Raw genomic sequence first — 23784 nt, forward strand, 5'->3', positions numbered from 1 at the left:
AAGGCTCTCGGCGTGGCTGCAGCCTTGGGTCGATCGCCAATCTGTAGCAGGGCGTTGCGTATGCAGAGCCCCATTTGTCTCAACTAAACACGCTTGCTCAAAGTCCGTCAGGGGTTTAAACCTGCCGAAATCAGGGTTTGACACGCTTGTTGACACCAATGAAACCGCCCCTACCTACAAATACTCTCCCATCAGTTTGGTCAATAAAAAGCTAAAATAAAATCTAAAGTTATTCAGTCTTTTAAATTGCTTATGACTGCTGCTGCACCCTCTTCGATAAAAAACCGAACTCAGTACGAAGCCATTATCGGCCTCGAAACTCATTGTCAATTAAGTACGAATACTAAAATTTTCTCCAGTTCTTCTACAGAATTTGGCAATGCCCCAAATACTAACATTGACCCAATTTGTATGGGAATGCCGGGAGTTTTGCCCGTATTAAATCAAAAAGTGCTGGAGTATGCGGTGAAAGCAGGGCTGGCTCTCAACTGCGAAATCGCACCTTACAGTAAGTTTGACCGCAAGCAATATTTCTATCCCGATTTGCCGAAAAATTATCAAATTTCTCAGTTCGATTTGCCGATCGCTACTAACGGCTGGCTAGAAATTGAACTGGTGGATGAGACGGGAAATTCTACTAGAAAAAAAATCGGGATCACTCGCTTGCACATGGAGGAAGATGCCGGAAAATTGGTTCACGGCGGCAGCGATCGGCTCAGCGGTTCAACTTATTCAATGGTGGATTACAACCGCGCCGGTGTGCCTCTAATCGAAATTGTTTCGGAACCGGATTTGCGATCGGGCGCGGAAGCTGCCGAATACGGTCAAGAATTGCGCCGGATCGTGCGCTACATCGGTGTTGGCGACGGGAATATGCAGGAAGGTTCACTCCGGTGCGACGTGAATATTTCGGTGCGCCCCGTGGGCAGAAAAGAGTTCGGCACGAAGGTGGAAATTAAAAATATGAACTCTTTTAATGCGATCGAACGGGCGATCGATTATGAGATCGAGCGACAAATTCAAGCGGTGGAAAATGGCGAAACCATCATCCAAGAAACCAGGCTGTGGGATGAAAACAAGCAGTGTACTTTCAGTATGCGGGTTAAGGAAGGTGCGAGCGATTATCGGTATTTCCCGGAACCGGATTTGCCTCCGATCAAAGTTTCGACTGAGCAATTGCAGGATTGGCAAGCTCAACTGCCAGAATTGCCGGCAATGAAGCGCCATCGCTACGAAACTGAGCTCGGTCTTTCTCCCTACGACGCGCGGGTGCTGACTGACGACAAAGCGGTGGCGGAGTATTTTGAAAAATCGATCGCCGCCGGTGCTGTGGCTAAACAAGCTGCCAATTGGGTGATGGGCGATATTACTGCTTATCTGAAAAATGAAAAACTGGCGATCGCAGAAATTCCTTTCCAACCGCAGGATTTAGCTGAACTGCTGGGGCTAATTGAGGCCGGTACGATCAGTGGCAAAATCGCTAAGGATATTTTGCCGGAGTTGCTGGCAAATGGTGGTTCGCCTCAAAAGTTTGTTGAAAGCAAGGGTTTGATTCAAATTTCGGATACTGGGGCGATCGATCGAGCGATCGATGCGGTGTTAGCCGCCAATCCCAAGGAGCTCGAACAGTACCGAGGCGGTAAAACTAAGCTGCTGGGCTTTTTTGTCGGCAAGGTGATGAAGGAAACGGGCGGCCGGGCCGATCCCAAACTGACCAATGAGCTGCTGGCGGCGAAGCTTAACGCCCCAGGTTAAGCATTCGTTAAGGGGATCGTGTAGCGGATACAGCGGCGGGCGATCGGTTTTTCCTGACCTCGCCCTTCTGGCGGGATCGTAACTTTATAATTAATCTACATTTCTTTACAACATCTTCACGTTTGGGGGTGACACCCCTCATCCCGATAGTGTTATATTGTGTTATGTAGATGCACCCTGATGGCAGAGGGAGTTACTTAGGTAGCTCTCTCTTTTTTTTTTGTCTTTTTTTTGTACGGACGTGAAAGTACGGATGGGGGAGAGGGGGATGGGCCATACTGAAATCTTGCACCATTCTCAATCAGCTTTTTATGAACAGGCTTTCCGGCCTGTTCCACAAAGAGTGAATTTTCTCGTGGAACAGGCATCTTGCCTGTTAAGCGAGAATGGTGCAATATCTCAGTTAATATCAGCTTTAGTTATTAACTAATTTGGACAGTATGAGCGAACAAGCTAGCGAGCTAATCAAGCAGGGGATTTCGCAATATCAGGCGCGTCAATTTGAGGCGGCGCTGGATTCTTGGCAGGAAGCGCTGGGGCTGTATCGCTCAATGGACGATAAGCGCCGATCGGGTGCGGCGCTGGGTAATATGGGTGTAGCTTACGAAGCGCTCTTGAATTATGCTCAGGCGATCGACTGCTACCAGCAACATTTGATGTTAGCGCGGGAAATTGGCGATCGCCGGGGCGAGGCAAATGCTTTGGGAAATTTGGGCAATGCTTGCTGTGCTCTTGAAGATTTTTCTGGTGCTATTGATTACCAGCAGCAGCGTTTGGCGATCGCGCGGGATACTGGCGACGGGCGCTCTGAATTGGAAACTTTGGGCAATTTGGCGCTAGCTTACGATGCTAAGGGAGATTTGCCTGGTGCGATCGAATGCTATCACCAGCAGTTGTCGATCGCGCGCACCAGCAAGGACGATCGCATTGAGCGCAATGCTCTCAAGTATTTGAAGCTCGGCTACAAGTATTTAGCAGATTATGACAAGGCTAACCAGTACCGACAGGAGCAATTGGCGATCGTCCGCGAACTGTTTTTAACTGATAAAAATAAGAGTTTTGTACAACTTGCAGAAACAGTTGGTTTGAATCCGATTGAGGATTTTGCTGGGGCTAATTTAAGCGGTTTTGACTTGCACTACGCTGATTTTAACGGTGCAGATTTGCGCGAAACCAACCTCCGAGGCGCAGACTTGACTTTGGCCGATCTCAGCGGTGCTTTGCTGAGCGCTGCTATTTTAATTGATGCTAATTTGTGCAATGCTAATTTGCGGGATGCTGAACTCAGCAGCGCCAATTTGAGCGGTGCTGATTTGCGGACAAAGCTGCCCAGGGCGAATTTGAGCGGTGCAAATTTAACCAACGCCAATTTGAGCAGTGCTTATTTACCGAATGCGATTTTAGTAAATGCAAATTTGACAAATACTGATTTCAAGAATGCTGATTTAAGTGGTGTTAATTTGAGTGGAGCGAATTTAAAAGGTGCTGATTTGAGCCGCGCTGATTTGAAAAATACTGTAGTTAAAAATGCGAAGTTTTTGGGTTGTGTCGGAATTGCGGAAGCCCTGAAGGTTGAATTGATGGCACGGGGCGGGATTTTTGAGTAGAATGGGAAATGTTGGTAATTGTAGAGGGTAAGAAAAGCTATGACTGCCGTAACTGCAAAACGATTCTCGATCGCCGAATATCACCGTTTGGGAGAACTGGGATTTTTCGCCCCCGATGAGCGAGTTGAATTGATTCGCGGAGAAATTATCAAAATGGCTGCAAAAGGTACGTTTCACTCTGTTTGTAATTCGCTATTGCTTAAAAAATTGTACCCACTGCTGGAAGAACGAGCGATCGTGCGCGGTCAAGAGCCGATTATTTTGTCGGCTGATAGCGAACCAGAGCCTGATGTTGTTATTGCTCGCAATCGTTCTGATAATTATTTATCTTCTCACCCGGAGCCTGCTGATATTTTGCTGGTAATTGAGGTTTCCGATTCTACTTTGAAATACGACAGGAGAACCAAGTTATCTCTCTATGCTGAATCGGAAATTTCTGATTATTGGATATTTAATTTGGTAGATATTCAACTGGAAATGCACAGCGAACCTTATCAAAAACAAAGAGGTGGTTTCGATTATCGAGTCAAACGAGTGGTTTTGCCGAATGAGGTTGTGGTAATTCCAGGTTTCCCAGATTTGTCTCTCGATTTATCTGCGGTATTTCCCGCGCAGAGTGGTGACTAAATATTCTGGCTCGATAGCACATATTTTAACTCAGTAATTAAAGAGCGATCGAGCTTTTTTCGATGATATAATCTAAAAGTGCAAATGAATGATATTATGTCCGGTCGATTACCCCTAATAGGGTAGGGGCGGGTTCACGAAAAATATCTGCCAATAATTGACAATCTCAAAAACCCGCCCTTTTAATCGCTATCATCCAAAACAATTTGGTTTCTGACCCCCGATTTATTCGCGGGAGAAATCTAAAATCTAAAATCTAAAATCTAAAATCAGATGACAGCTAAAACTCTTGCTCCACCCGAACAAATTGTCGAGCTATCGGGTATCAGTTGGCAAACCTACGAAACTTTGCTTGCCGAAATTGGCGATCGGCAAATTCGACTGACATATAGTCGTGGCAATTTGAAAATTATGGTACCCTCCCCAGAACACGAACGCTTCAAAACAATAATGGGTCGATTTGTTGAAACCTTAGCGGAAGAATTAGAGGTGAGAATTGAACCCCTTGGTTCCACAACTTTCAAGCGTCCTGAACTTAGCGGTGCAGAACCGGATGAATGTTTTTACATCCAGAATATTAGTGCAGTTAAAGGCAAAAAAAGAATTGACCTGAGTCAAGATCCGCCGCCGGATTTAGTGGTGGAAATTGATATTACCAGCCGTTCGGAAAATACCTTGCAGGTTTATAGGGATCTGGGAGTGCCGGAAGTTTGGATTTATAATGGATCTCGACTCAGAATCAACAGATTAGAAAATGGAGAATACGTTGAGGGCGAACTCAGTTTAGCATTTCCCAGCGTGGCTGTTTTAGAGATTGTCAGATTTTTGGAACAAGCAGAAACAATGGACTATTTGGAATTAGTAAAAGCATTTCGGAATTGGGTAAAAAGTCAAATTCAGCAAAACCAATGAAGGGCGGAGGAAATTAAACAAAATTTACAATTTTATCCACGAAAAAAAGCTGTGTTGTGATAAAATAGAGATGATAAACTAATTTAAATATCAATTACAGGCTGGTAGTGCCAGCAATTCTACCCGATATGCGATCGCTAGAGTCTCACAACAAATACCCAGATTGCTTGTGGATGCAATTTGAAGCAATTCCAGTTCCATCGGTTGCACCCCAAACCCAGCAGCTCGACATTCACTTGAGCCTGAATTTTAACGAGCATTGGGAACCCCTGCTAGGTGGTCGCGTCAAATTTGGTCTGCAAGGCGGGACGCTCAAACTCTATCTAGAAAACTGCGAAATACCCGTAGCCTCACGTCAGTTAGTCGGTTCTTTCAAGCTTTTGCCAATAGAAGAAACCCTGCCAATTCCAAGCAGTACAGAAAATTTAGTAACCGAAAGTCAGCGGGAAGTTCAGGGCGGCGAGGATTTGGAAAAAATTAAGGAGACAGAGAGCATATTTTGTCACGTTTCCACAATCAGCGATGATACAACCCCAGCTTGGATTTTTGCAGTGGAACAGGGCAAATCAGTATTAAAAGGTTTGCTAAAAAGCGCTAAGCTGGGAGAAATTACTGCCAAAGAATTTCGGATGGCAGCGGCTTTTGAAGTTGCTAAAGAAGATATTAATCTCACAGATGCGGAGGGTTTGTGGCCGCACGAGATCACGCCAAATCAACATTCGGTTTTAGAAAGAATCCTGACTATATACCTGCAAGCAAATAAACTCCAACCTGCCCTCAGTTGGGCGCTATTGTCCTACAATTTGCCTCCGGTTGAACCGCGCGAAGGGGAAATTGTGCCGGAAGCTGAATCCCAATTGCAGGAAATGGTCGATCGCATTATTTCCGCTGAAACCGACAACTTTGTAGAGTTGGCAAAAATCGCCAATCTCAATCCAGCACTTGATTTCGCGGGTAGCAGCTTGCGCGGAACTACTTTAAGTGCAGTGGATTTTAGCAGCGCAAATCTCGATCGGGCAAATTTCCGGGGTGCAACCTTAAACGATGCCGATTTCAGCGACGCCAACCTGCAAAATGCCAAATTCGGCGGTGCAGATTTGAGTGGGGCTTTCTTAGGAAATGCTGATTTAAGCGGTGCAGATTTGCACAAAGCAAGTCTAGCTTTAGCTAACCTCAGCGGTGCTAATTTGAGCGGCGCAAATCTGCTGGAAGTGAACTTAACAAATACTAATTTCAGTGGTGCGAATGTCGAGTCAGCCAGATTCGGGAACAATTCAGGAATCGATGAGGAGATACAGGTGAATCTACAGCAGCGAGGCGCGATTTTTGAAGAGGTTTAGCCCGCAAGTGCGAGAGCTCTTTTATTATATTCATCCGCCTCCATCGTGGCACGGGCGTCACGCCTGTGCGATGGAATTTCACCTTTAAACTATCGATTGAAGCAGCAACTCTATGAATTTAGAGTTAAAGTCTTAAAAATCCTGCGTCTGCCATACCGGGGAGTGTCAATCATCCCATCCCAAAATCTCTGCCACTTTTCCCGGCAGGGTGGTGACTTCAAATGGTTTGCGAATTACCCCAGCAACGCCCATTTTGGCAAATTCAGCCATATCGCTTGACATCACTCTTGCTGTCAGCAGAATCACTGGAATCGATCGAGTAATCGGATCGGATTGGAGGATCTGGTACACAGCAAACCCATCCATTCCGGGCATTGATATATCCAGCAAAATAGCATTAGGTCGTTCTGTTTGTAGGATTTGTAAACATTCTTGTCCTGATTCGGCCACCAGCGTGTTCCATCCCCCGATGTCTTCCAGGCACAACTGTATCAGTTCGCGGAGGTGTTCTTGGTCGTCAACGATGAGAATTTGCTTCCCTTTCATCTTGTTTTCGGGCAGGAGACTGCCATCATAATTAGCTAATTGCAAAGTGTTCATTTTATTTGGGTTGATTAAAAATCAATCTTTCGGTTGCCAATTGGGTGTCAAATACCCATCTTTAAGCAATCGCTCAAAGATGTGTATTTGAGAGTTGAATCCGAACTTCGGATTGCTCAACTCTCAACTCTTTAGCAATCTGAAGTATTAAACCATCCTGGTCTATTTCAGCCGCATAGATTTCAGGATGTAGGCGGTGGGGCAACGGAATGAGACTTTGAAATCCACTAGGAAGGAAATAACCTTCTACTACAGCCGATTCGGTAGGTTGACCTTGGATTAAAACAGTTTCTGGAGTGATTTGGAGATTCAATTTGACAAGATGAATGTCAGAGATGTGAACTTTAACGATAAGTGTCGCATCCTTTTCTTGAACTTTAATGCCTGCGATCGGTGTTTCCTCTGTATGAGCAATCCCAAGCGTGGATTGCTGACAAGCAGTGGGCAAACCGGAAAATGAATCTGCGAGATCCTGATTTATATCATTCAAAACCTGAAAAGCATTCATCGAGTCTCCTCCTAATGCAAAGAACTGTTAGCTGAATAACAGGAGACTAAATAGCAACGGTAAGGAATTGGTAAAGATTCCGTTCTTGTTACAAAAATTTACAAAACTGGTAAAATTTATTCATTCCATCCCAAAATCTCTGCTACTTCTTCCGTCAAAGTGATGGGTTGGATGGGTTTGGCAATTACCCCAGCTACCGCCATTTGGGCAAATTTAGCCCGATCGCTGGGCAAAACTTTCGCTGTCAGCAGAATCACTGGAATCGATCGAGTAATCGGATCGGATTGGAGGATCTCGTACACAGCAAACCCATCCATTCCCGGCATAGATACATCCAGCAAAATAGCATTGGGTTGTTCTGTTTGCAGTATTTGTAAACATTCCTCTCCCGATCGTGCCCCCACTGTTTTCCATCCGCCTAAATCTTCTAAGCAGGCTTGCACAAGTTCCCGAAGGTGTTCTTCATCGTCAACAACTAGAATTTGTCTGTGTGTCATCGGATTTGGGATTGCAGATTTTGGATTTGGGATTGACGGTACAGATGAATCTAAGCGTTATTCAACTGTGGCTAAGGGTAGGGTGAAGCAAAATGTGCTGCCTTCACCTAAGATACTTTCGGCCCAGATTTTGCCACCATGCCGCTCCACTATACTGCGACAGATTGCTAAACCTAAACCTGTGCCTCCTTTTTCACGGGAGTCGGAGGCATCGACTTGCTGAAATCGCCCAAAAATGAGTTCTAGTTTATCTGCAGGAATGCCTCGCCCGCGATCGCTAACTTGGAAAAGCACAAAGTCTGTCTGGTTTTCGGCACTCAGATGAATTGTGGAATCGGCAGGTGAGAATTTAATCGCATTACTGAGCAAATTTGTTAAGGTTTGGACGATCGCATCTCCTGTTGCCCAGACTTCTGCATCCGTGGGGGTAACGATTAATGATATCTGCTGTTGAGTAGCGATCGCCTGAGTGCTATCTACCGCTTGCTGCATCAAATCGGCAGCTTTGCAAACGGTTTTTTCCACAATTGCCCGCCCGGAGTCTAGGCGCTCCAAATCTAAAATATCATTAACCAGGTTCACTAAACGATTGGTATCGAGGAGGGCGATTTCAATCATGCGTCTAGATTTTTCCGGCTTTTTATCATAAACCCCACTTTTTATTAGTCCCAAGGACATTTGAATTCCTGTCAAAGGAGTGCGAAGTTCATGGCTGACAATGCCAATAAACTCATTTTTAATGTGTTCGAGCTTTTGTCGTTCGGTAATATCTTCCCCAATGCTGATAGTTCCAATGATGTTTCCCTCTGAATCTTGCAGCATGGTATTGTTCCAAGCAATGAACCGTTCTTCACCAGATTTTGTCAAGATAAAATTTTGATAATAAGGATGAAATTTATGGCCTAAAACTTCCGAAAAAACAATTTTAACTGATTCTTGAAGAGAACCGGGTAAGAAGTTTTCAAACCAATTTTTTCCGATAACTTCTAGGTTAGTATATCCCGTAATTTTTAAGAAGAAAGGATTGACATAATTGACATTTGCCTCTATATCAAGTCCGACAACAATCAACTGCACGTTATCCAAGAGCGATCGCCAGCGTCGTTCGGCTTCTCGGATCGTGGCTTCGGCTTGCTGACGTTCTTGCAGTTCGACCTGAAGTTGTCGGTAGAGTTTGGATTGCTGAATGGCGATCGACAATTGGCTGGCAATCTGTTCAAGTAATTCTATTTCCCACGATTGCCATTGACGAGGTGCCGTATTTTGGTAAATAGCTAACAAACCCCAGAGATTTTCTCTCAAAAATATCGGAAAAACTGCATAACTTTTTGCTTGCAATTGTTCCACTAGCTCGATATGACATGGTTGAATTTCAGCGCAGTAAATATTATTAACCACAAAACTTTCATTATTTCGGAATCGACCGCCGTGAGTTTCTTGCAGATAGGTATCTGCACAATTTTTTTGAAGATCGCTTCCTATCAGTTGTACCCAATCCTCACCAACTGACTCCACAACAAAATCACCACTCCAATCAGGATTAAAGCGGTAAATGGCAGTGCGATCGGTTTGTAATGTCTGCCTGATTTCAGTAACAGCAGTATTTAGAACCGCATTCAGATCCAAAGATTGGCGAATCCCTTGAGTAATCCTCCAGAGCAAATTTTCCTTTCGGGATTTCTGTAGTAAGGCTGCTTCCGCCTCTTGTCGAACTTCTTCCAGGTGCTTCGCTACTGTGATATCTTGATGAACGGCCACCAGAACATCGCCATAGTCGGAATGATTGAATGCAGAGCAAGTTGCACTACACCAAAATGGAGTCCCATCTTTCTTGACATTCTGGACTTCATAACTAAATTCACCCCTTTGTAAAACAGCAGATCGAATGGCTTGATTTACCTCTTCAGGGCTGACCGATTCGGTGGCATAGTTGAGAATCGAAACGTGGTGACCGTTGAGTTCGCCAGAGTCATAGCCAAACATCTGCTCAAATTTAGGATTGGCATAGACAATAACTGCATTATCTGCTCTTACTAAACAAATGCCTTCCGCCATGTTGCGGGTAATGACAGCCTGAAGCTCCAGCATTTGTTCGGCTTGTTTAAGTTTAGTCAGATCGCGCAGAATAACGATTATCCCGACAATATTTTCGCCTGTATCACGTAAAGGTGTATAAGTAACGCTCAAAAATTGCCTGACTAAATTGGGAGAAGTAAACCAGTTTTCATACTGAATTGTTTCGCCATCCAAACATCTGTCTAACCGAGGTTTTATCATATTATCGAACACATCTGCATCCAGGATATTCCTAACATAATTTCCGATAACTTCGCTTTCAGATTTGTTGCACCAAGTCAAATAAGCTTGATTGACTATTTGATAAATATAGTTGCGATCCATCAACACAATCCCATCTGTTGTATTGAAGACGATGCGTTCATATTGGCGGAATGCTTCTTCAGTCCGTTTGCGATCGGTGATATCAAATACGCTAGAACGACTCATCATGAAGTTACCTGCTTCATCATAAATTGCTGTAGCATTTAAGTTGAACCACATGGGTGTTCCGTTTTTCTTCAACATCTGAAACTCTACATTCTCGATCCAGCCTTGTTTTTTAAATAAGGGAAAGTTTTGATGAAAAATATTTTTACTTTCAAGTGTCATTAAATCAACATATTTAGTTTTGTATACAATTTCATCGCTGGTATAGCCTAACCACTTCAGTTCCGTATCATTAATCATAATTATTGTTCCTGCAGCATCTAGGGAATGATAGCCACAGGGAGCATTATTATAGAGGTCTTCAACTTGATTGATATATTGTTGGCAGCTATGGTTGACTTCAGTGAGTTCTGCCGTCCGTTCTATGACTCGTTGTTCGAGTTCAGTATGGAGTTGTTGTAGAGCAATTTCTGCTTGTTGGCGCTCTCTCACTTCCATTTGTACTTGCTCAAATAAATCAGCTTGCTGAATGGCAATTCCAGCTTGAGTTGCTAGCTGTCCCATGAGTTCAATTTCTGATGCTTGCCATTCGCGAGGTGCTGCACAGTGATGGGCAATCAATAATCCCCAAAGTTCTTCTCCCTTAAGGATAGGAATAACCAGGTTAGCTCTAACTTGAAAATTGGCCAGGAAGTCCGGGTGACAAGTATCAATTCCGGCAGTATAAATATCTGATTTAGATGTGAATAAGCCTTGTTTGAAGGATTCGATATAGCTTTCAACCAAGCAAGGCTCCTGTATCTGAGTGGATAAGATTGGTGTCCATTCTGAACCAACTGACTCTACGACCACTTTTGGGCTCCAGTCGGGAGCAAATTGGAAGATAATTACGCGATCGCATTGCAGAATGTTTCTGAGATCCGTTACCGTAGTGTTGAGAATATCTTCTAGTTTGAGGGATTCGGAGGGAGAAAGTGCTGTTTTAGCCAGGATTTGCTGTGGCTGTTCTTGCCCTTTCCCATAATTTTCATCAGTAGGTTCTATCATCGATCTACTTAATTAATTAAATTTTTTAGATTGAGGCAGAAACTGGGTTTTTAGCCTTCGTGGATAAGTTATATTTAAGTATTTGAGGACTTACGCAATCATCCCAGGTATGGGGGCAACCACGGGGGGTTTGCCCCTACAAAAGACTATATATTCAGGCTATGCGTAAGTCCTATATTTCTCGGTTTAAGTAAAGGACGACTGCGCCTGATTCGGCTGAGTACCCGCGTGACTAATTCAGGCCCTAGTACCGGCTTGGTAATAAAATCATCGGCTCCCGCTGCAAAGGCTTGTTGCAGAGATTCTGGCTCGGTATGGGCTGTCACCACCAAAATCGGTAAATTTTCCCATTGGATATCTTGTCGAACGACTTGACACAATTCTAAGCCGCTGACGATCGGCATTTCTAGATCCAGCACTATTAAATCGGGCTCTGTGCTAATTAACACATCCCAAAATTGCTGTGGTTCTTTGAGGGTTGTCACCTCAATTCCCCAAGGAGTCAGTAACGCTGATAATGTAACCAGGATCACAGGGTCATCATCTACGATTAAGACTTTGGCTTCAGAAGTTTTGGGAGTGGGTAAAACACGGGAAATCGCTCGAAAAATTTGCTCGGTGGTTGCAGGTTTGTGGAGAAATTGCTTAGCACCTAAGCGCGATACAGCTAAGCGATCGGGAAGACTATCTCGTCCGGTAAAGACAATTATAGGCAGGTTAGGCGATCGCTCGGTCAGTTCTCGCAGTAGCGTCAATCCATCTTCCTCTGTCTCTGCAAAACTTAAATCAAGTAACATCACATCCGGCATTGACAGAGCAAGACGCGATCGGGCTGCAGTAATATTCGGCGCAATTTTGATCCGAAATCCCCAAGTTTCGGATTCTACTTTCAATCGCTCCGTTAATGCAGCATCATCATCAACTACCAAAACCCGATAGTTAAAAATTGAAATATTAGAAACTGGTGCAGCCGTTGCTCTAATAGGTGTTTTGGCTAATTCCTGCTGTAATCCTGTCACCAATTCCGAGAATCGAGTAATTTCCTCAGCAGTCAAAGAGCGATCGTTTATGAGCAAATTCTCTGCATAGCGTGCAAATTTCGATCCTTCGGGATAACCAAAAGACCCCAGAGAACCGACCAATTTATGAGCTTCATGTTTAGCCACTTGCTGTAATTCAGTCTCTAACTTTCCGGCTAATAAATCCGTTTTTGCCTGCTCCAATACAGCAACTTGTTGGTTGAAGCTTCCCCGAAACCGCTCTAAAACTTTGTCGCTCTCAGACTTATCTACCCCGCGAAATTGATGTTTGTGAGTGCGATCGCTCCCAGGATTATTTGAACAAGACGACGCAGATTGGGGGTAAGGTTTCAGTCGATAGCCCATGCCATAAACTGTTTCGATGATTTCTTCAGTTAAACCGCCTGCCTTCAGTTTCTTTCTGACATCCTTAATATGAGTGATAATGGCGCGATCTGTTGGTGCGTCGTCAAATCCCCACAGACGATCCAAAATAGCATGGCGGCTAAAAATGCGATCGGGATTCCGCAGTAATAATTCCAGCAGATTATATTCTGTCGGTGTCAGTGAAATTATTTCTTCGCAAAACGTCACTCTACCAGACTCTAAATCTAAACAAAGCTCTCCCCAAGTCAATGTATTAGCCGCTGAATTCGGAGTAAAACCTCCTGGGGAAAGTGCTTTACTGCGTCGCAACAAAGTTCGGATTCTTGCCAGTAATACTTCCGTAGCAAAAGGCTTGCTGATGTAATCATCGGCTCCCGCATCTAAAAGAGCCACCACCTCAGCATCTGAATCCTTTGCCGTCATTAACAGGATCGGTTTGCAGTAGCCTTGCGATCGCAATTGCCGACATAGACTAATTCCATCGAGTTTGGGAACCTGCACGTCTAACACAATTAGATCGTACTCAATTGCTGCTGCCAACTCTAGGCCAACTTGTCCGTCATTTGCCCGATCGAAGCCGTAATGATTTGCTTCCAACACATTTGCCAGTGTTGCACTCAGCCCTCCATCGTCCTCTACGAGCAGAATTTTTATCGGAGACTTCTTCATTTTGGCTGTGCGGTTAAATTGCCATGCGATCGACGCGCTTTAATGTCAGGCCGAAGCGTGGCTTTTTACTAAATAACTGCTACTTATTACTACTCCTTTTATCTTACCATTTTTGCAGTCCCATCGCCTAAAAATTGCTGTCACTTCTGCAGTTTATACCAATTTAATGTGAAGTTGCACATATCTCGATCCCCCTCGCATACCCCCTACTCCCCCTGATTGTTGGAGAGTAGGGGTTGACTTCGAGAAGAATCTTGTCCCACCCTATGTAGGGGCGGGCACGGGGAGTAGGGGTAGCACCGCCCCTACAAAGGGGGGATCGAGATATGTGCAGACTCATACAAAATTGGTATTAGATAAAACCGATCGCCCCTTCCTTCATCTGCGTCCATCCGCGTTTATCCGCCTGCATCTGCAGTTCAAAAAAAGCGTGAAGCGAAGCTATCCCGAAGGGAATCGCCCCAAAAAGAGCGATCGCCCTCCCAAACAAATTATCCTTCATCCTCCGACTTTACAGCAGCAGGAGGACGCCCAGAAATCACAATAAACCCAACAGACTCAAGAGTCATGTGCGGGCGGCGAATACCAGCTAAAACCGCTTGACTCAACAAACTTTCCGTTTTGATTTCATCAGCTAAAACCGATGCTAAAAGTTGTTCGGATTTAGAAAGTCGATTCAAGCGCAACTGCAATTGATTCACCCGGTTTTCGAGTTGGATAGCAGCAGTAACAGCGAAACTATTGCACATTTCCACAAAAGCCGATCGCCCGCGCAGCAACTCCTCAGATACCACCCGCCCCTTTTGACAAAAATCATCCCATTCTAGCGGATCGACAAAACTGTCAATCAGCGACGTGCGATTTTTCGACAAATTGTAATCCCGATTCGGCCCGCCTTTTCCCTTATAATCCCGCTGCAAAATCGCTAGATTTTCCGCATCTTCCACCAGAGACATCTGCTCGCTGCGAGCATCTACAAACACAGTTTCAAAAATTGGGATAAACAAAGCATCAGCGCGGCGCTGCAAAGCTTTCAAATTGTAATTTTCGATATTTTGTGCTTGCAAAACTTGCTCTGCCGGCTGCACATCAGTCTGGATGGAATAATTAAACTGGAAGCCGAACCACTCCTTTCCAGGTGCAGCATCCCAACTTTCATCATGCCGCCACATGGCAAAAGCTTGACCGCGATCGTCCCAGCGAATATAAGAGCTAATTGCATCGATCAATCCCTCACCAATGCGGTAAAGAGCGACATCCGCATTCTGATGAGCAATACGGCGATTGTAACTACCATATTGCTGGCAATAAGGAACCAATCTGGTCATCAAATCCTTCGAGGGAATTAACGTTTTTTGAGTAGGTTTATAGCGCATCAACCCCGATACACTCGGATGTTCGATTTGTTTGAAGTGAAGAGCTTGACACAACCAACCTTCAGTAGCCCGCTGCATTTCTTTATGCTTAGCATCGCAGTTATCGAGAGATTCAAAATACTGAGATGCGCTGTCATCAAGAATATCAATTTCATCGAGAACGTACTGTTCGTCAATTTTGATTTTCTCTTGTTCGATTTCTGTTTTAATCGCTTCAATTTCGCTGGATAAGCCCTTGCCTCCCTCAGCAAACAACTTTTCTTCTAGTTTGAGAAGTTTTTCCTCAGCATAAAACTGAAGGCTGGCAATAGATTTGTTGAAGATATCAAACCCATCTTTTAAAACTTGAAACCAAGCTTCGTGGGGACTCTCCGGCAAATCCGGGCCTGCAAACAAACAAAATTGCACTCCCATTTTGCTGCCAATGCGATCGACTCTGCCGAGTCTTTGTTCTAACTGGTTGGGAAACCACGGCAAATCGAAGTGAACTAACCAATCTGTCAATTGCAGATTTACCCCTGCTTCAGCCGATCGATCGCACACTAAGATAAAACAATGGGGTTCAGTCTTAAACCGCTTGAGACTAGCCTCAACATCATCAGCCGATTTGCTCGTGTCATGGCTGGCGATCGCATTTTTACCAAAGATTTTAGCTAAATTTTCCGCAATCTCTTTACAAGTTGCAGTAAAACTGGTAAAAATCACAATTTTCGGGAAACGTTCGCCCGGAATCGGCCGTTTAATTTGCTGTTGAATTCTCGACAGCAAATCGCGAGGTTTGCTGTGATACTCGCGCGGAACCTTCAAAGCAACTGCCAAAAATCGGAGAATGGCGATTCGTAACAAACTCAGTCGATCGAGTCCTTCCTGGGGCTTTTCCAGGGTATTGAGCAAGGTTTCCAGCATTTCCCTTTCTTCGGGAAACAGCTCCGTTTTGGTCAAAATTGCCGTGTCATTTTGTCCAAATTCGCGATCGAGTTCAGGAGTCGATTTTTTCTGCAAGCGAGCTTTGACAACCCGTTCTAAAACATTCAGCCAAGTACCAGAAGCGCGGAAAAACAGCAGAAAAATTCTCTGATATTCGCTCGACTTGGGAGCGACTGTGCGCCATTTATCGAGTACGCTTTGAATTTCCGACCACTGTTCATCATTCAGATCGTACTCAGTTTTGGGGACAGAATCTCGATCGAAAATCACATCTTCAACCGCATCCCGGCGGTTGCGAAGGATGCGACGATGCAGGCGGTAGGTATCTCTAACGTGAGTACGAATAGCTTGGACAAGGCGAGCCTGTTCTGCGGTTTCTTTAGTTTTCAAACAACTTTCTAACTCAGTTGCCAATCCGATTAAATAATCATCTTTGGCAAAAATAGTGCGAAGTTGAGCGAGTTTTGTTTGCAAAACAGCAGGCTTGGCATTTTCTCGGAAATCCAGCAAAGCGCGGCCGATTTCTTGACGGTTTTGCACCTGTTCCTTAAAGCTTTCCAGGTCATCAAGACGGTAAGTTGTCGGATCTAACAAGTGCAGCATCGTTAGAAAATCTTGCTCATGGCCGATAACTGGCGTTGCAGATAATAACAATACATTTTTGCTTTTCTGAGCTAGTTTCTGACAGAGTTCAAAGGACTGCTGCTGAGTACGATCGCTCGAATGTGCCATTGCCGCCACATCATGCGCTTCATCCACAATCAGAAAATCTAGATTAGCATTGCGGCTAATTTGATTGATGTCGCTAACAGCAGCAAGCTGCACTCTGTCAGCAAAATGAGACAAATAGAATTTATTTTCCAACTCCTGCCGCCACTGTTCGAGCAAGTATTTCGGAACGAGTACCACAGCGCGTCCGTTGGGTTCATCTAGCAGAAATTGGCGGAGAATTGTCCCGGCTTCTACTGTTTTTCCGAGTCCTGGTTCGTCTGCCAATAAATAGCGCACGATTGGGTCTTCTAGGACGCGCCGGACGACTTCAACTTGGTGCGGATAGAGGTCTATGTTAGCAGAAATTAAACCTGTCATGCCGCGGCTGACGGCCCGCTGTTCGATCGCAGATTGAACAAATGCCAATCGGCGATCGTGAAAATACGGCGTTTCTTGGCCTTTGACTGCTAAAATGTCGATCGGATCGGCGATCGGGATATTGCAGCGAACGTAAAGTTCGGTTTCAACAGCTTGCAAACTTTGGCTGTCGGGGAGGTCAATTTCGTACTCTAATTTATCTTCATCCCAATCATAAACTCGCCCAATTATCCATCTTTCCTGAGTTGTACTCCAGAGGTAGCAGCGGGTTTGGCGTTGAAGTCGGGCTTCTTGCAGTAGACTTAAGGGCACGGTTTTGCGGATGCGATTTTTAACTGAGCAAAAATATTCAACTACCGCCTCGATACGCGATACCTCGACAACTTTTCCGACTCCCAAATCGTTTCTGGGCGATCGAACTAATGAACCAACATCAATCATAATTTCAGCCTGACAATACTTACTAGAATACAGTAAATCCTTTTCCGTTAAAAATTTTAGCAAAATGCGATTTTTGCCGCCGTCACTTTTCTAGTCAAATGACAGTCAATCGATTTTAGATTTTAGATTTTAGATTTTAGATTTGAAGCATTGACACCACGGATAAATACGTTCGGCAAGTTTCATCGGATACACGTTTTTGATTTCTCCGTCTTGAGTCTCCGAAGGAATGAATCACGTGGCGGGTATCCTCGATGCTTTCGGTCAATCTGGCATTCGGAAAACAATAAGTTTAGCATGGTAACTAACATTTTGGGCATTGAATAAATATGCTGACAGCGAATAAGTATAATAGGACTGACGCACCTACTACGATTTTCTGTTCGCAGAAAACGTAGTGAAACAATCTCAAACCCTTGATTCAACGCCCTTTAGTGCCTAAGTCCTGAATAACTAATTACGAGGAAGGAAAAATAACGCCTAGATTACCTGATTCCCATTTCGGATATTTCTGCATAACACTGCTATAAATTTCCGACTCTGTGAACCCTGCTAACCAAGCTTGTAGCCCAGGCCAAGGCTGTTGGTTGAACCAAGTTTGATCAGTATGAGCAAATTGACGCACAAAAGGTGCGATCGCCATATCAGCCAATGCTACATTGTTACCAAATAAATATTTAGTCGCGCTTAACTGTGCATTTAGTCGGCCCAGATATAAAGAACCTTCATAACGATGTACTTGGGCATCAACACCGGGATAACGATCCGGGTACTTATAACGGTCAAGATGATATTTAAACCTATCATCAAATAGAGCAATTAGTTCCAGCATTTCTGTAACAGAACCTTGCTGTGGCATCAACCATTTTTCAGGATCGTGTTGTCTCAATGCCCACAACATGATATCGATACTTTGATCGAGTACACGCCCGTCAATATCAATCAATATTGGTACAGTACCTTTGGCAGATACCTCCAACATCTCTGGTGGTTTGTCTCGCAAAACAACTTCCCGCAACTCACACACCCGATTGCTAACCATCAAGGCCAAGCGCGCGCGCATAGCATAGGGACAGCGGCGAAAGGAATACAAAATCGGGTATGTTGCTGACATGTTATATGTTTAGTCGATCGCGCGATCGGGTTTTTCGGGTCAGAAACCCGGTTTCTTTCGATATTTCTCGTCGCCAAACAAGATTTTTCGTAGAAACCGGGTTTCTTGGACTTTAGTTTTAATACTATAGCAATCCTAAATCATTTGTGAATTTCTAACTCCCTCCCCTTGGTAAGGGGAGGGCTGGGGTGGGGTAAAAAATTTACGACTCATTTAGGATTGCTATATTAGTCGCAGGCTTCATCTACTTTTTCCTTCCCATCGTAGCGCGCGCCTATATGTACTTGGTTGCGACGCTTAGCAAGCTCAATCTGACGTTGACGTTCATATAAAGCTTGTTTTTTGGTTTCTGTTTTTGAGTCATGACAATGAGGACAACTCACACCAAGTACAAATAATTCAGAAGCCTTATCTTCCTGACTAATCGGGTGACGACAACCGCGACAAAGTTCATAGTTACCCGGCTTTAAGTCCTGACCAACAGAAACCCGTTCATCAAAGACAAAACATTCACCTTCCCAACGACTTTCTGCTTCCGGCACCGTTTCCAAATATTTTAAAATTCCGCCTTCGAGATGATAGACTTCCTCAAAACCTTGACTACGCAAAAAAGCAGTCGATTTCTCGCAGCGAATACCACCCGTACAAAACATTGCCACCTTGGGTTTATTGCGTAAAGCTGTTTCCCGCCGCACCCATTCAGGTAACTCGGAAAAGCTTTTTGTTTTTGGATTAATAGCGCCTTCAAAAGTACCCATAGATACCTCGAAATCGTTACGCACATCAACCACGACAACATCGGGATCGTCAAGCAGCTTATTCCACTCATCAGGCTTAACATATTTGCCCGCCATGAGGCGGGGATTAATGTCCGGTACTCCCATCGTGACTATTTCGCGCTTCAAGCGTATTTTCAGGCGGTAAAAAGGTGCTTTTTCCGAGAAAGATTCCTTGTGTACCAGATCCGCAAAACGCGGGTCACTACGCAAGAATGCCAGCACTGCGTGTACGCCCTCGGACGAGCCGGCAATAGTGCCATTAATGCCTTCTTGGGCCAGCAAGATAGTGCCTTTAACGTTGTTGTTGTTGCAACAATCGAGTAGCGGTGCTTTCAGCTCAGCAAAATCAGGTAGTTCAACGAACTTATATAAAGCAGCGGTTAAGAAATAAGCCATAGATTGAATTTATAGCACTAATTAATTTCCATAATTATATGAAAATTCAGTCAAAGCGGACGGTGGGACTCGAACCCACGACGTTCAGCATGGGAAGCTGACATTCTACCACTGAATTACGCCCGCGCTTAGGGTTTTTTAGCTGTTTTTACTTTGTAGCAATTACGCTCAAAAACGACTATAAAACATTATACACCTATTTTCTGATTTGGATCAGGCGATTTTGAGTGTAACAGGACTTAGGCACTCCGACCAAAGAAACCGGGTTTTTTACCAAATCTAGCGGTTTCAACAAAGTATTTTCGTAAAAAACCCGGTTTCTGAGCCCCATGCGTAAGTCCTGTGTCCATTTTGCGATCGCCGATCGCCCATCCACCGCACAAAAAAAGTCCTGCACCAAAGGCAGGACTTAATCTAACTTAAATTTATTAGTCTCAAGCGAGAGGGACTTCGTTTGACAAGAAGCGGTTTCAACCGCCGATCGATCGAGGGGAATCGAACTTTGCCCTTAGACGAAGCGCAAAGAGTTGCTGTCAATAGCCAGGAAAGAAACTGATTGGACGATCGCAATCAATTCATCCGATCCCGAAGTCTTCTTAAAGATAGCGGTTCCAGCAGGCAATCCTGCGGGAGACTCACCTAACTGATAAGTGCTAGGAGCACCTTGAAGTTGGAGGATATCTTCGATGGGGTTGAAACCGACAATCAAAGCGTAGTCGCCTGCGCCAGTGCCGGTATCGTTGCCATCGTTGTAATAGAACTTGGTGGCATCTCCCAGCAAGAAAGTATCATTGCCTTCAGCGCCAATCAGCGTATCGACTTCGCCCAGCCCAGGATTAGCAGCAGTGTAGTCAACACCAACGAAGATGTCGTTACCTTTTGTGCTGTAGAGGAAATCGTTGCCGCTACCGCCAAACAACACATCATTATTTTCACCGCCGTACAGAGTATCGCTACCCTCGTCGCCGAGTAAAGTATTGTTGCCGAGTTCGCCTGCGAGGACATCGTTACCAGCGCCGCCAAATATCAAATCGTCAGCTTTGCCACCTAATGCGGTATCTGCACCGTCGCCGCCGACAAGGGTGTCGTTGCCGAGGTTGCCAAACAAGAGGTCGTTGCCAGCATCGCCGAATACACCGTCATCACCTTTGCCGCCAAATAGGATGTCGTCGCCGCCATTGCCTCCCACGGTGTCGTTGCCCTGGTTGCCATACAAGATATTGTTAGCTTCGCTGCCAACGATCGCGTCGTTGCCGCTGGTGCCGAGAATCTGTGGCAATTCGCTTGGTGCGGGCCGGTTGGTGAATGTGAGTGCGATCGGAAGTGCGATCGTCTGAGCTGGCGCGGGAGTGAAAACGGGTGTGGGTGTGGTAGCCGGTGTGGGCGTCGTAACCGGTGTGGGTGTCGGTGTGGGTGGCAGCGGTGGGAGTGCAACCGGTGTTGGCGCGGCGGGTGTCGGCGCCGTGGGTGTTGGCGCTGTGGGTGTTGGCGCTGTGGGTGTTGGCGCCGTGGGTGTTGGCGCCGTAGGTGTTGGCGCCGTGGGTTCCGCAGTCGCCTCTGGTAAATTAGCCGCGAGAATCTCGCTACCAGCGAGATTGCCGACAGTTTCGATGAAGCCAACACCTTCGACAGTCGCCGATGCACCGAAGAAGTCGGAAATTACAATGTCATCCGTAGCCCTGACTACACCGTCTTGATTGATGTCGATCGCTAAACTCGTGCCTTGGCGGGCCAAGCCTGTATTTCCCGATGACAGCGACAGTGACAGGGTAGGGCTGGTACTGACATTACCGTTAAAATCAACAAAGTCTAGGCGATCGATACCGCCTGTATCCTGAATCGAAATTTGATTTGTTCCCTGATCCTGTCGGATTTGATAAAGATCGTTACCTGCACCGCCTCGCATCACACTGCCATTGCCAGAGTTGGTATAGAGCGTATCATCGCCAGCACCCCCTTCCAAGGTGCTACCATTACTACCACTGAGATAGTCATTGCCATCTCCTCCTAAGATGAGGCTCTGGAAGCTGCCAAGGAGGCTGTCATTACCCGCACCGCCATCCAAATTGAAGCCGTTTACCAGCGTGTCATCTCCATCGCCACCAGCCAGACTGTCTTTGCCAGCGAAACCTCCATCCAGAAAGTCGTTGCCGATACCTCCATCCAGGGTGTCATCGACATTGCCGCCAAGAAGGCTGTCATTTCCGCCACCGCCACTGAGGCTGTTGTTTCCTCCGCCGCCGAGCAAGCTGTCGTTGCCATCTAAGCCACTGATGGTGTCATTGCCCTCAAGCCCTGAGATGTTGTCATTAGCCGCAGTGCCGGTGAGGTTATCGTTGCCTGCTGTTCCCGTTATGCCACTGGTTCCGGGTGCTATCGTAGCCTCAGTCAGATTAGCCGCGAGAATCGCAGTACCAGAGAGGTTGCCCACAGTTTCGATGAAGCCAGCACCTTCGACAGTCGCCGATGCACCGAAGAAGTCTAAAATCACCACCTCCTCTCCAGCCCTGACTATCCCGTCTTGATTGATGTCAATCACTAAATTAGTGCCTTGTCGGGTCAAGCCTGTATTTCCCGATGACAACGACAGGGATAGGGCAGGGCTGGTACTGATATTACCGTTGAAGTCAACAAAATCTAGGCGATCGATGCCACCTGTATCCTGAATTTGAAGTGGAATCTTCCCGTTATCCGGCATGAGATAGCGATCGTTACCTATACCGCCTCGCAACACATTGCCAAATCCAGAGAGCGTATCATCGCCAGCACCTCCTTCTAAGGTGCTACCACCAGTACCACTGAGATAGTCATTGCCGTCTCCCCCTAATAGGAGGCTTGGGAAGTTAGCAAAGAGACTGTCATTACCCGCACCACCATCCAAAGTTGAAGAGGCGTCATTGCTGCCTTGGAGCGTGTCATCTCCATCGCCACCAGTCAAACTATCCTTGCCACTGAAACCTCCATTCAAAAAGTCATTGCCGACACCCCCATCCAAGGTGTCATTGCCGTCATCACCAAGCAGGCTGTCATTGCCCCCACCTCCACTGAGGCTGTCGTTTCCTGCACCACCAAACAAGGTATCGTTGCCATCTAAGCCAGCGATGGTGTCATTACCGTCAAGCACTGTAATGTTGTCATTGCCGACAGTGCCTGTGAGGTTATCATCGCCGGGAGTACCAGTGATTGCATTGGTTCCGGGTGCAGCCGTAGCCTCAGTGAGATTAGCAGCGAGAATTGCCGCACCAGTGAGGTTGCCCACAGTTTCGATGAAGCCAACACCTTCGACAGTCGCCGATGCACCGAAGAAGTCGGAAATTACAATGTCATCAGTAGTCCTGACGATCCCATCTTTGTTGATGTCAATCTGTAAATTAGTGCCTTGTCGAGTCAAGCCTATATTTCCCGATGACAATGACAACGACAGGGACTGGGTAGGACTGGTACTGATATCGATGCCAAAATCATCAACAAAGTCTAAGCGATCGATGCCACCTGTATCCTGAATTTGCAGTTGATTCTGGCTAAAATCCCGCAGGAGATAGCGATCGTTGCCTGCACCACCTCGCGCCACCCTCCCACTGCCAAATCCGGCAAGCGTATCATCGCCAGCACCCCCTTCTAAGGTGCTATCACGATCGCTACTGAGATAGTCATTGCCGTCTCCTCCTAAGAGGAGGCTATTGAAGCTACCAAAGAGGCGGTCATTGCCCGCACCGCTATCTAAAATGCTAGAGCCACCGCCGCCTTGCAGCGAGTCATCTCCATCGCCACCAGCCAGACTAATTTTGCCGAAACCTCCACTCAGAAAGTCATTGCCGATACCCCCATCCAGGGTGTTATCCCCGTCACCGCCAAGGAGGGAGTCATTGCCCCCACCTCCACTGAGGTTGTCGTTTCCTGCACCGCCTAGCAAGGTGTCGTTGCCCTCTAAGCCAACTAAAGTGTCATTGCCCTCAAGCCCTGAGATGTTGTCATTCTCAGGCCCGCCGATAAGATTGTCATTTGTCAATGTACCAGTCAATACTGCCACGTTTTTTTCCTGCTTACGGTAAACAGGCGAGGGCTAATTTTACTTAGCTACTACACCCTAATTATCTATCAGTGCTTTTTCCCAAAAATTATGCGAATTTTCCAAAAAACTTTTTTTTGCACAATTTGTTTCATTGGCGACAAAAGATGCTATGATTTATAGCCTCTGTTCACCACAAAATAACGAGACTTACAGCACTTTGAGATAAAACCCGCCACA

Annotated in this window: 15 protein-coding genes and 1 tRNA gene; 5 read left to right on the forward strand and 11 right to left on the reverse strand. The window is 45.7% G+C overall.

Annotation, left to right across the window (positions count from 1 at the left end; all coding sequences use genetic code 11):
• The first annotated feature begins 252 nt into the window (after positions 1-252).
• The 5 genes from gatB (at position 253) to QT984_RS00330 (ending at position 6241) form a co-directional block, all read left to right on the forward strand.
• Positions 253-1755 (forward strand): Asp-tRNA(Asn)/Glu-tRNA(Gln) amidotransferase subunit GatB, encoded by a 1503-nt coding sequence (gene gatB / locus QT984_RS00310; protein WP_333055640.1) that lies wholly within the window; start codon positions 253-255, stop codon positions 1753-1755.
• A gap of 440 nt (positions 1756-2195) precedes the next feature.
• A complete protein-coding gene (locus tag QT984_RS00315; protein ID WP_333274446.1) occupies positions 2196-3362 on the forward strand; it encodes a pentapeptide repeat-containing protein in 1167 nt (388 codons plus the stop codon).
• 39 nt (positions 3363-3401) lie between these two features.
• Complete coding sequence (locus tag QT984_RS00320; RefSeq protein WP_333055642.1) at positions 3402-3989, forward strand: Uma2 family endonuclease; 588 nt, start codon at positions 3402-3404, stop codon at positions 3987-3989.
• A 273-nt stretch (positions 3990-4262) separates the two neighbouring features.
• Complete coding sequence (locus QT984_RS00325) at positions 4263-4901, forward strand: Uma2 family endonuclease (RefSeq protein ID WP_333055643.1); 639 nt, start codon at positions 4263-4265, stop codon at positions 4899-4901.
• Positions 4902-5008: 107 nt separating this feature from the next.
• Entirely contained in the window at positions 5009-6241 is a 1233-nt protein-coding gene (locus QT984_RS00330; protein WP_333207866.1) for a pentapeptide repeat-containing protein, read from the forward strand.
• Positions 6242-6406: 165 nt separating this feature from the next.
• Here QT984_RS00330 and QT984_RS00335 read toward each other — a convergent pair whose 3' ends face one another.
• The 11 genes from QT984_RS00335 to QT984_RS00385 form a co-directional block, all read right to left on the reverse strand.
• On the reverse strand, positions 6407-6787 hold the full coding sequence (locus QT984_RS00335) for a response regulator (protein ID WP_333372840.1): 381 nt from the start codon (positions 6785-6787) through the stop codon (positions 6407-6409).
• A gap of 127 nt (positions 6788-6914) precedes the next feature.
• Positions 6915-7349, reverse strand: coding sequence for a hypothetical protein (locus QT984_RS00340; protein ID WP_333055645.1), 435 nt, complete (start codon positions 7347-7349; stop codon positions 6915-6917).
• Between the two features lie 116 nt (positions 7350-7465).
• A complete protein-coding gene (locus QT984_RS00345) occupies positions 7466-7846 on the reverse strand; it encodes a response regulator (RefSeq protein ID WP_333055646.1) in 381 nt (126 codons plus the stop codon).
• A gap of 57 nt (positions 7847-7903) precedes the next feature.
• A complete protein-coding gene (locus tag QT984_RS00350; protein ID WP_333055647.1) occupies positions 7904-11338 on the reverse strand; it encodes a PAS domain S-box protein in 3435 nt (1144 codons plus the stop codon).
• Between the two features lie 146 nt (positions 11339-11484).
• Positions 11485-13413 carry a response regulator gene (locus QT984_RS00355; RefSeq protein WP_333055648.1) on the reverse strand — a complete coding sequence of 643 codons (1929 nt, stop codon included), beginning with the start codon at positions 13411-13413 and terminating at the stop codon, positions 11485-11487.
• Between the two features lie 352 nt (positions 13414-13765).
• A complete protein-coding gene (locus QT984_RS00360; protein ID WP_333055649.1) occupies positions 13766-13915 on the reverse strand; it encodes a hypothetical protein in 150 nt (49 codons plus the stop codon).
• The gene (gene dpdE, locus QT984_RS00365; protein WP_333372722.1) at positions 13905-17246 is read right to left on the reverse strand and encodes a protein DpdE; all 3342 of its coding nucleotides are present in this window, start codon (positions 17244-17246) and stop codon (positions 13905-13907) included. Before dpdE ends, QT984_RS00360 begins: the two co-directional genes overlap by 11 nt.
• Before the next feature lie 457 nt (positions 17247-17703).
• On the reverse strand, positions 17704-18360 hold the full coding sequence (locus tag QT984_RS00370; protein WP_333055651.1) for a glutathione S-transferase: 657 nt from the start codon (positions 18358-18360) through the stop codon (positions 17704-17706).
• A gap of 227 nt (positions 18361-18587) precedes the next feature.
• Positions 18588-19535: an oxygen-dependent tRNA uridine(34) hydroxylase TrhO gene (gene trhO / locus QT984_RS00375; RefSeq protein WP_333207872.1), complete on the reverse strand. Its 948-nt coding sequence runs from the start codon at positions 19533-19535 to the stop codon at positions 18588-18590.
• A 54-nt stretch (positions 19536-19589) separates the two neighbouring features.
• Positions 19590-19661, reverse strand: a tRNA-Gly gene (locus QT984_RS00380).
• Between the two features lie 382 nt (positions 19662-20043).
• Positions 20044-23565 carry a calcium-binding protein gene (locus QT984_RS00385; RefSeq protein WP_333372725.1) on the reverse strand — a complete coding sequence of 1174 codons (3522 nt, stop codon included), beginning with the start codon at positions 23563-23565 and terminating at the stop codon, positions 20044-20046.
• Positions 23566-23784: the final 219 nt, after the last annotated feature.

Origin of the sequence: Microcoleus sp. Z1_B2 (genome assembly GCF_036700325.1) — a bacterium.
Classification (GTDB): domain Bacteria; phylum Cyanobacteriota; class Cyanobacteriia; order Cyanobacteriales; family Microcoleaceae; genus Microcoleus.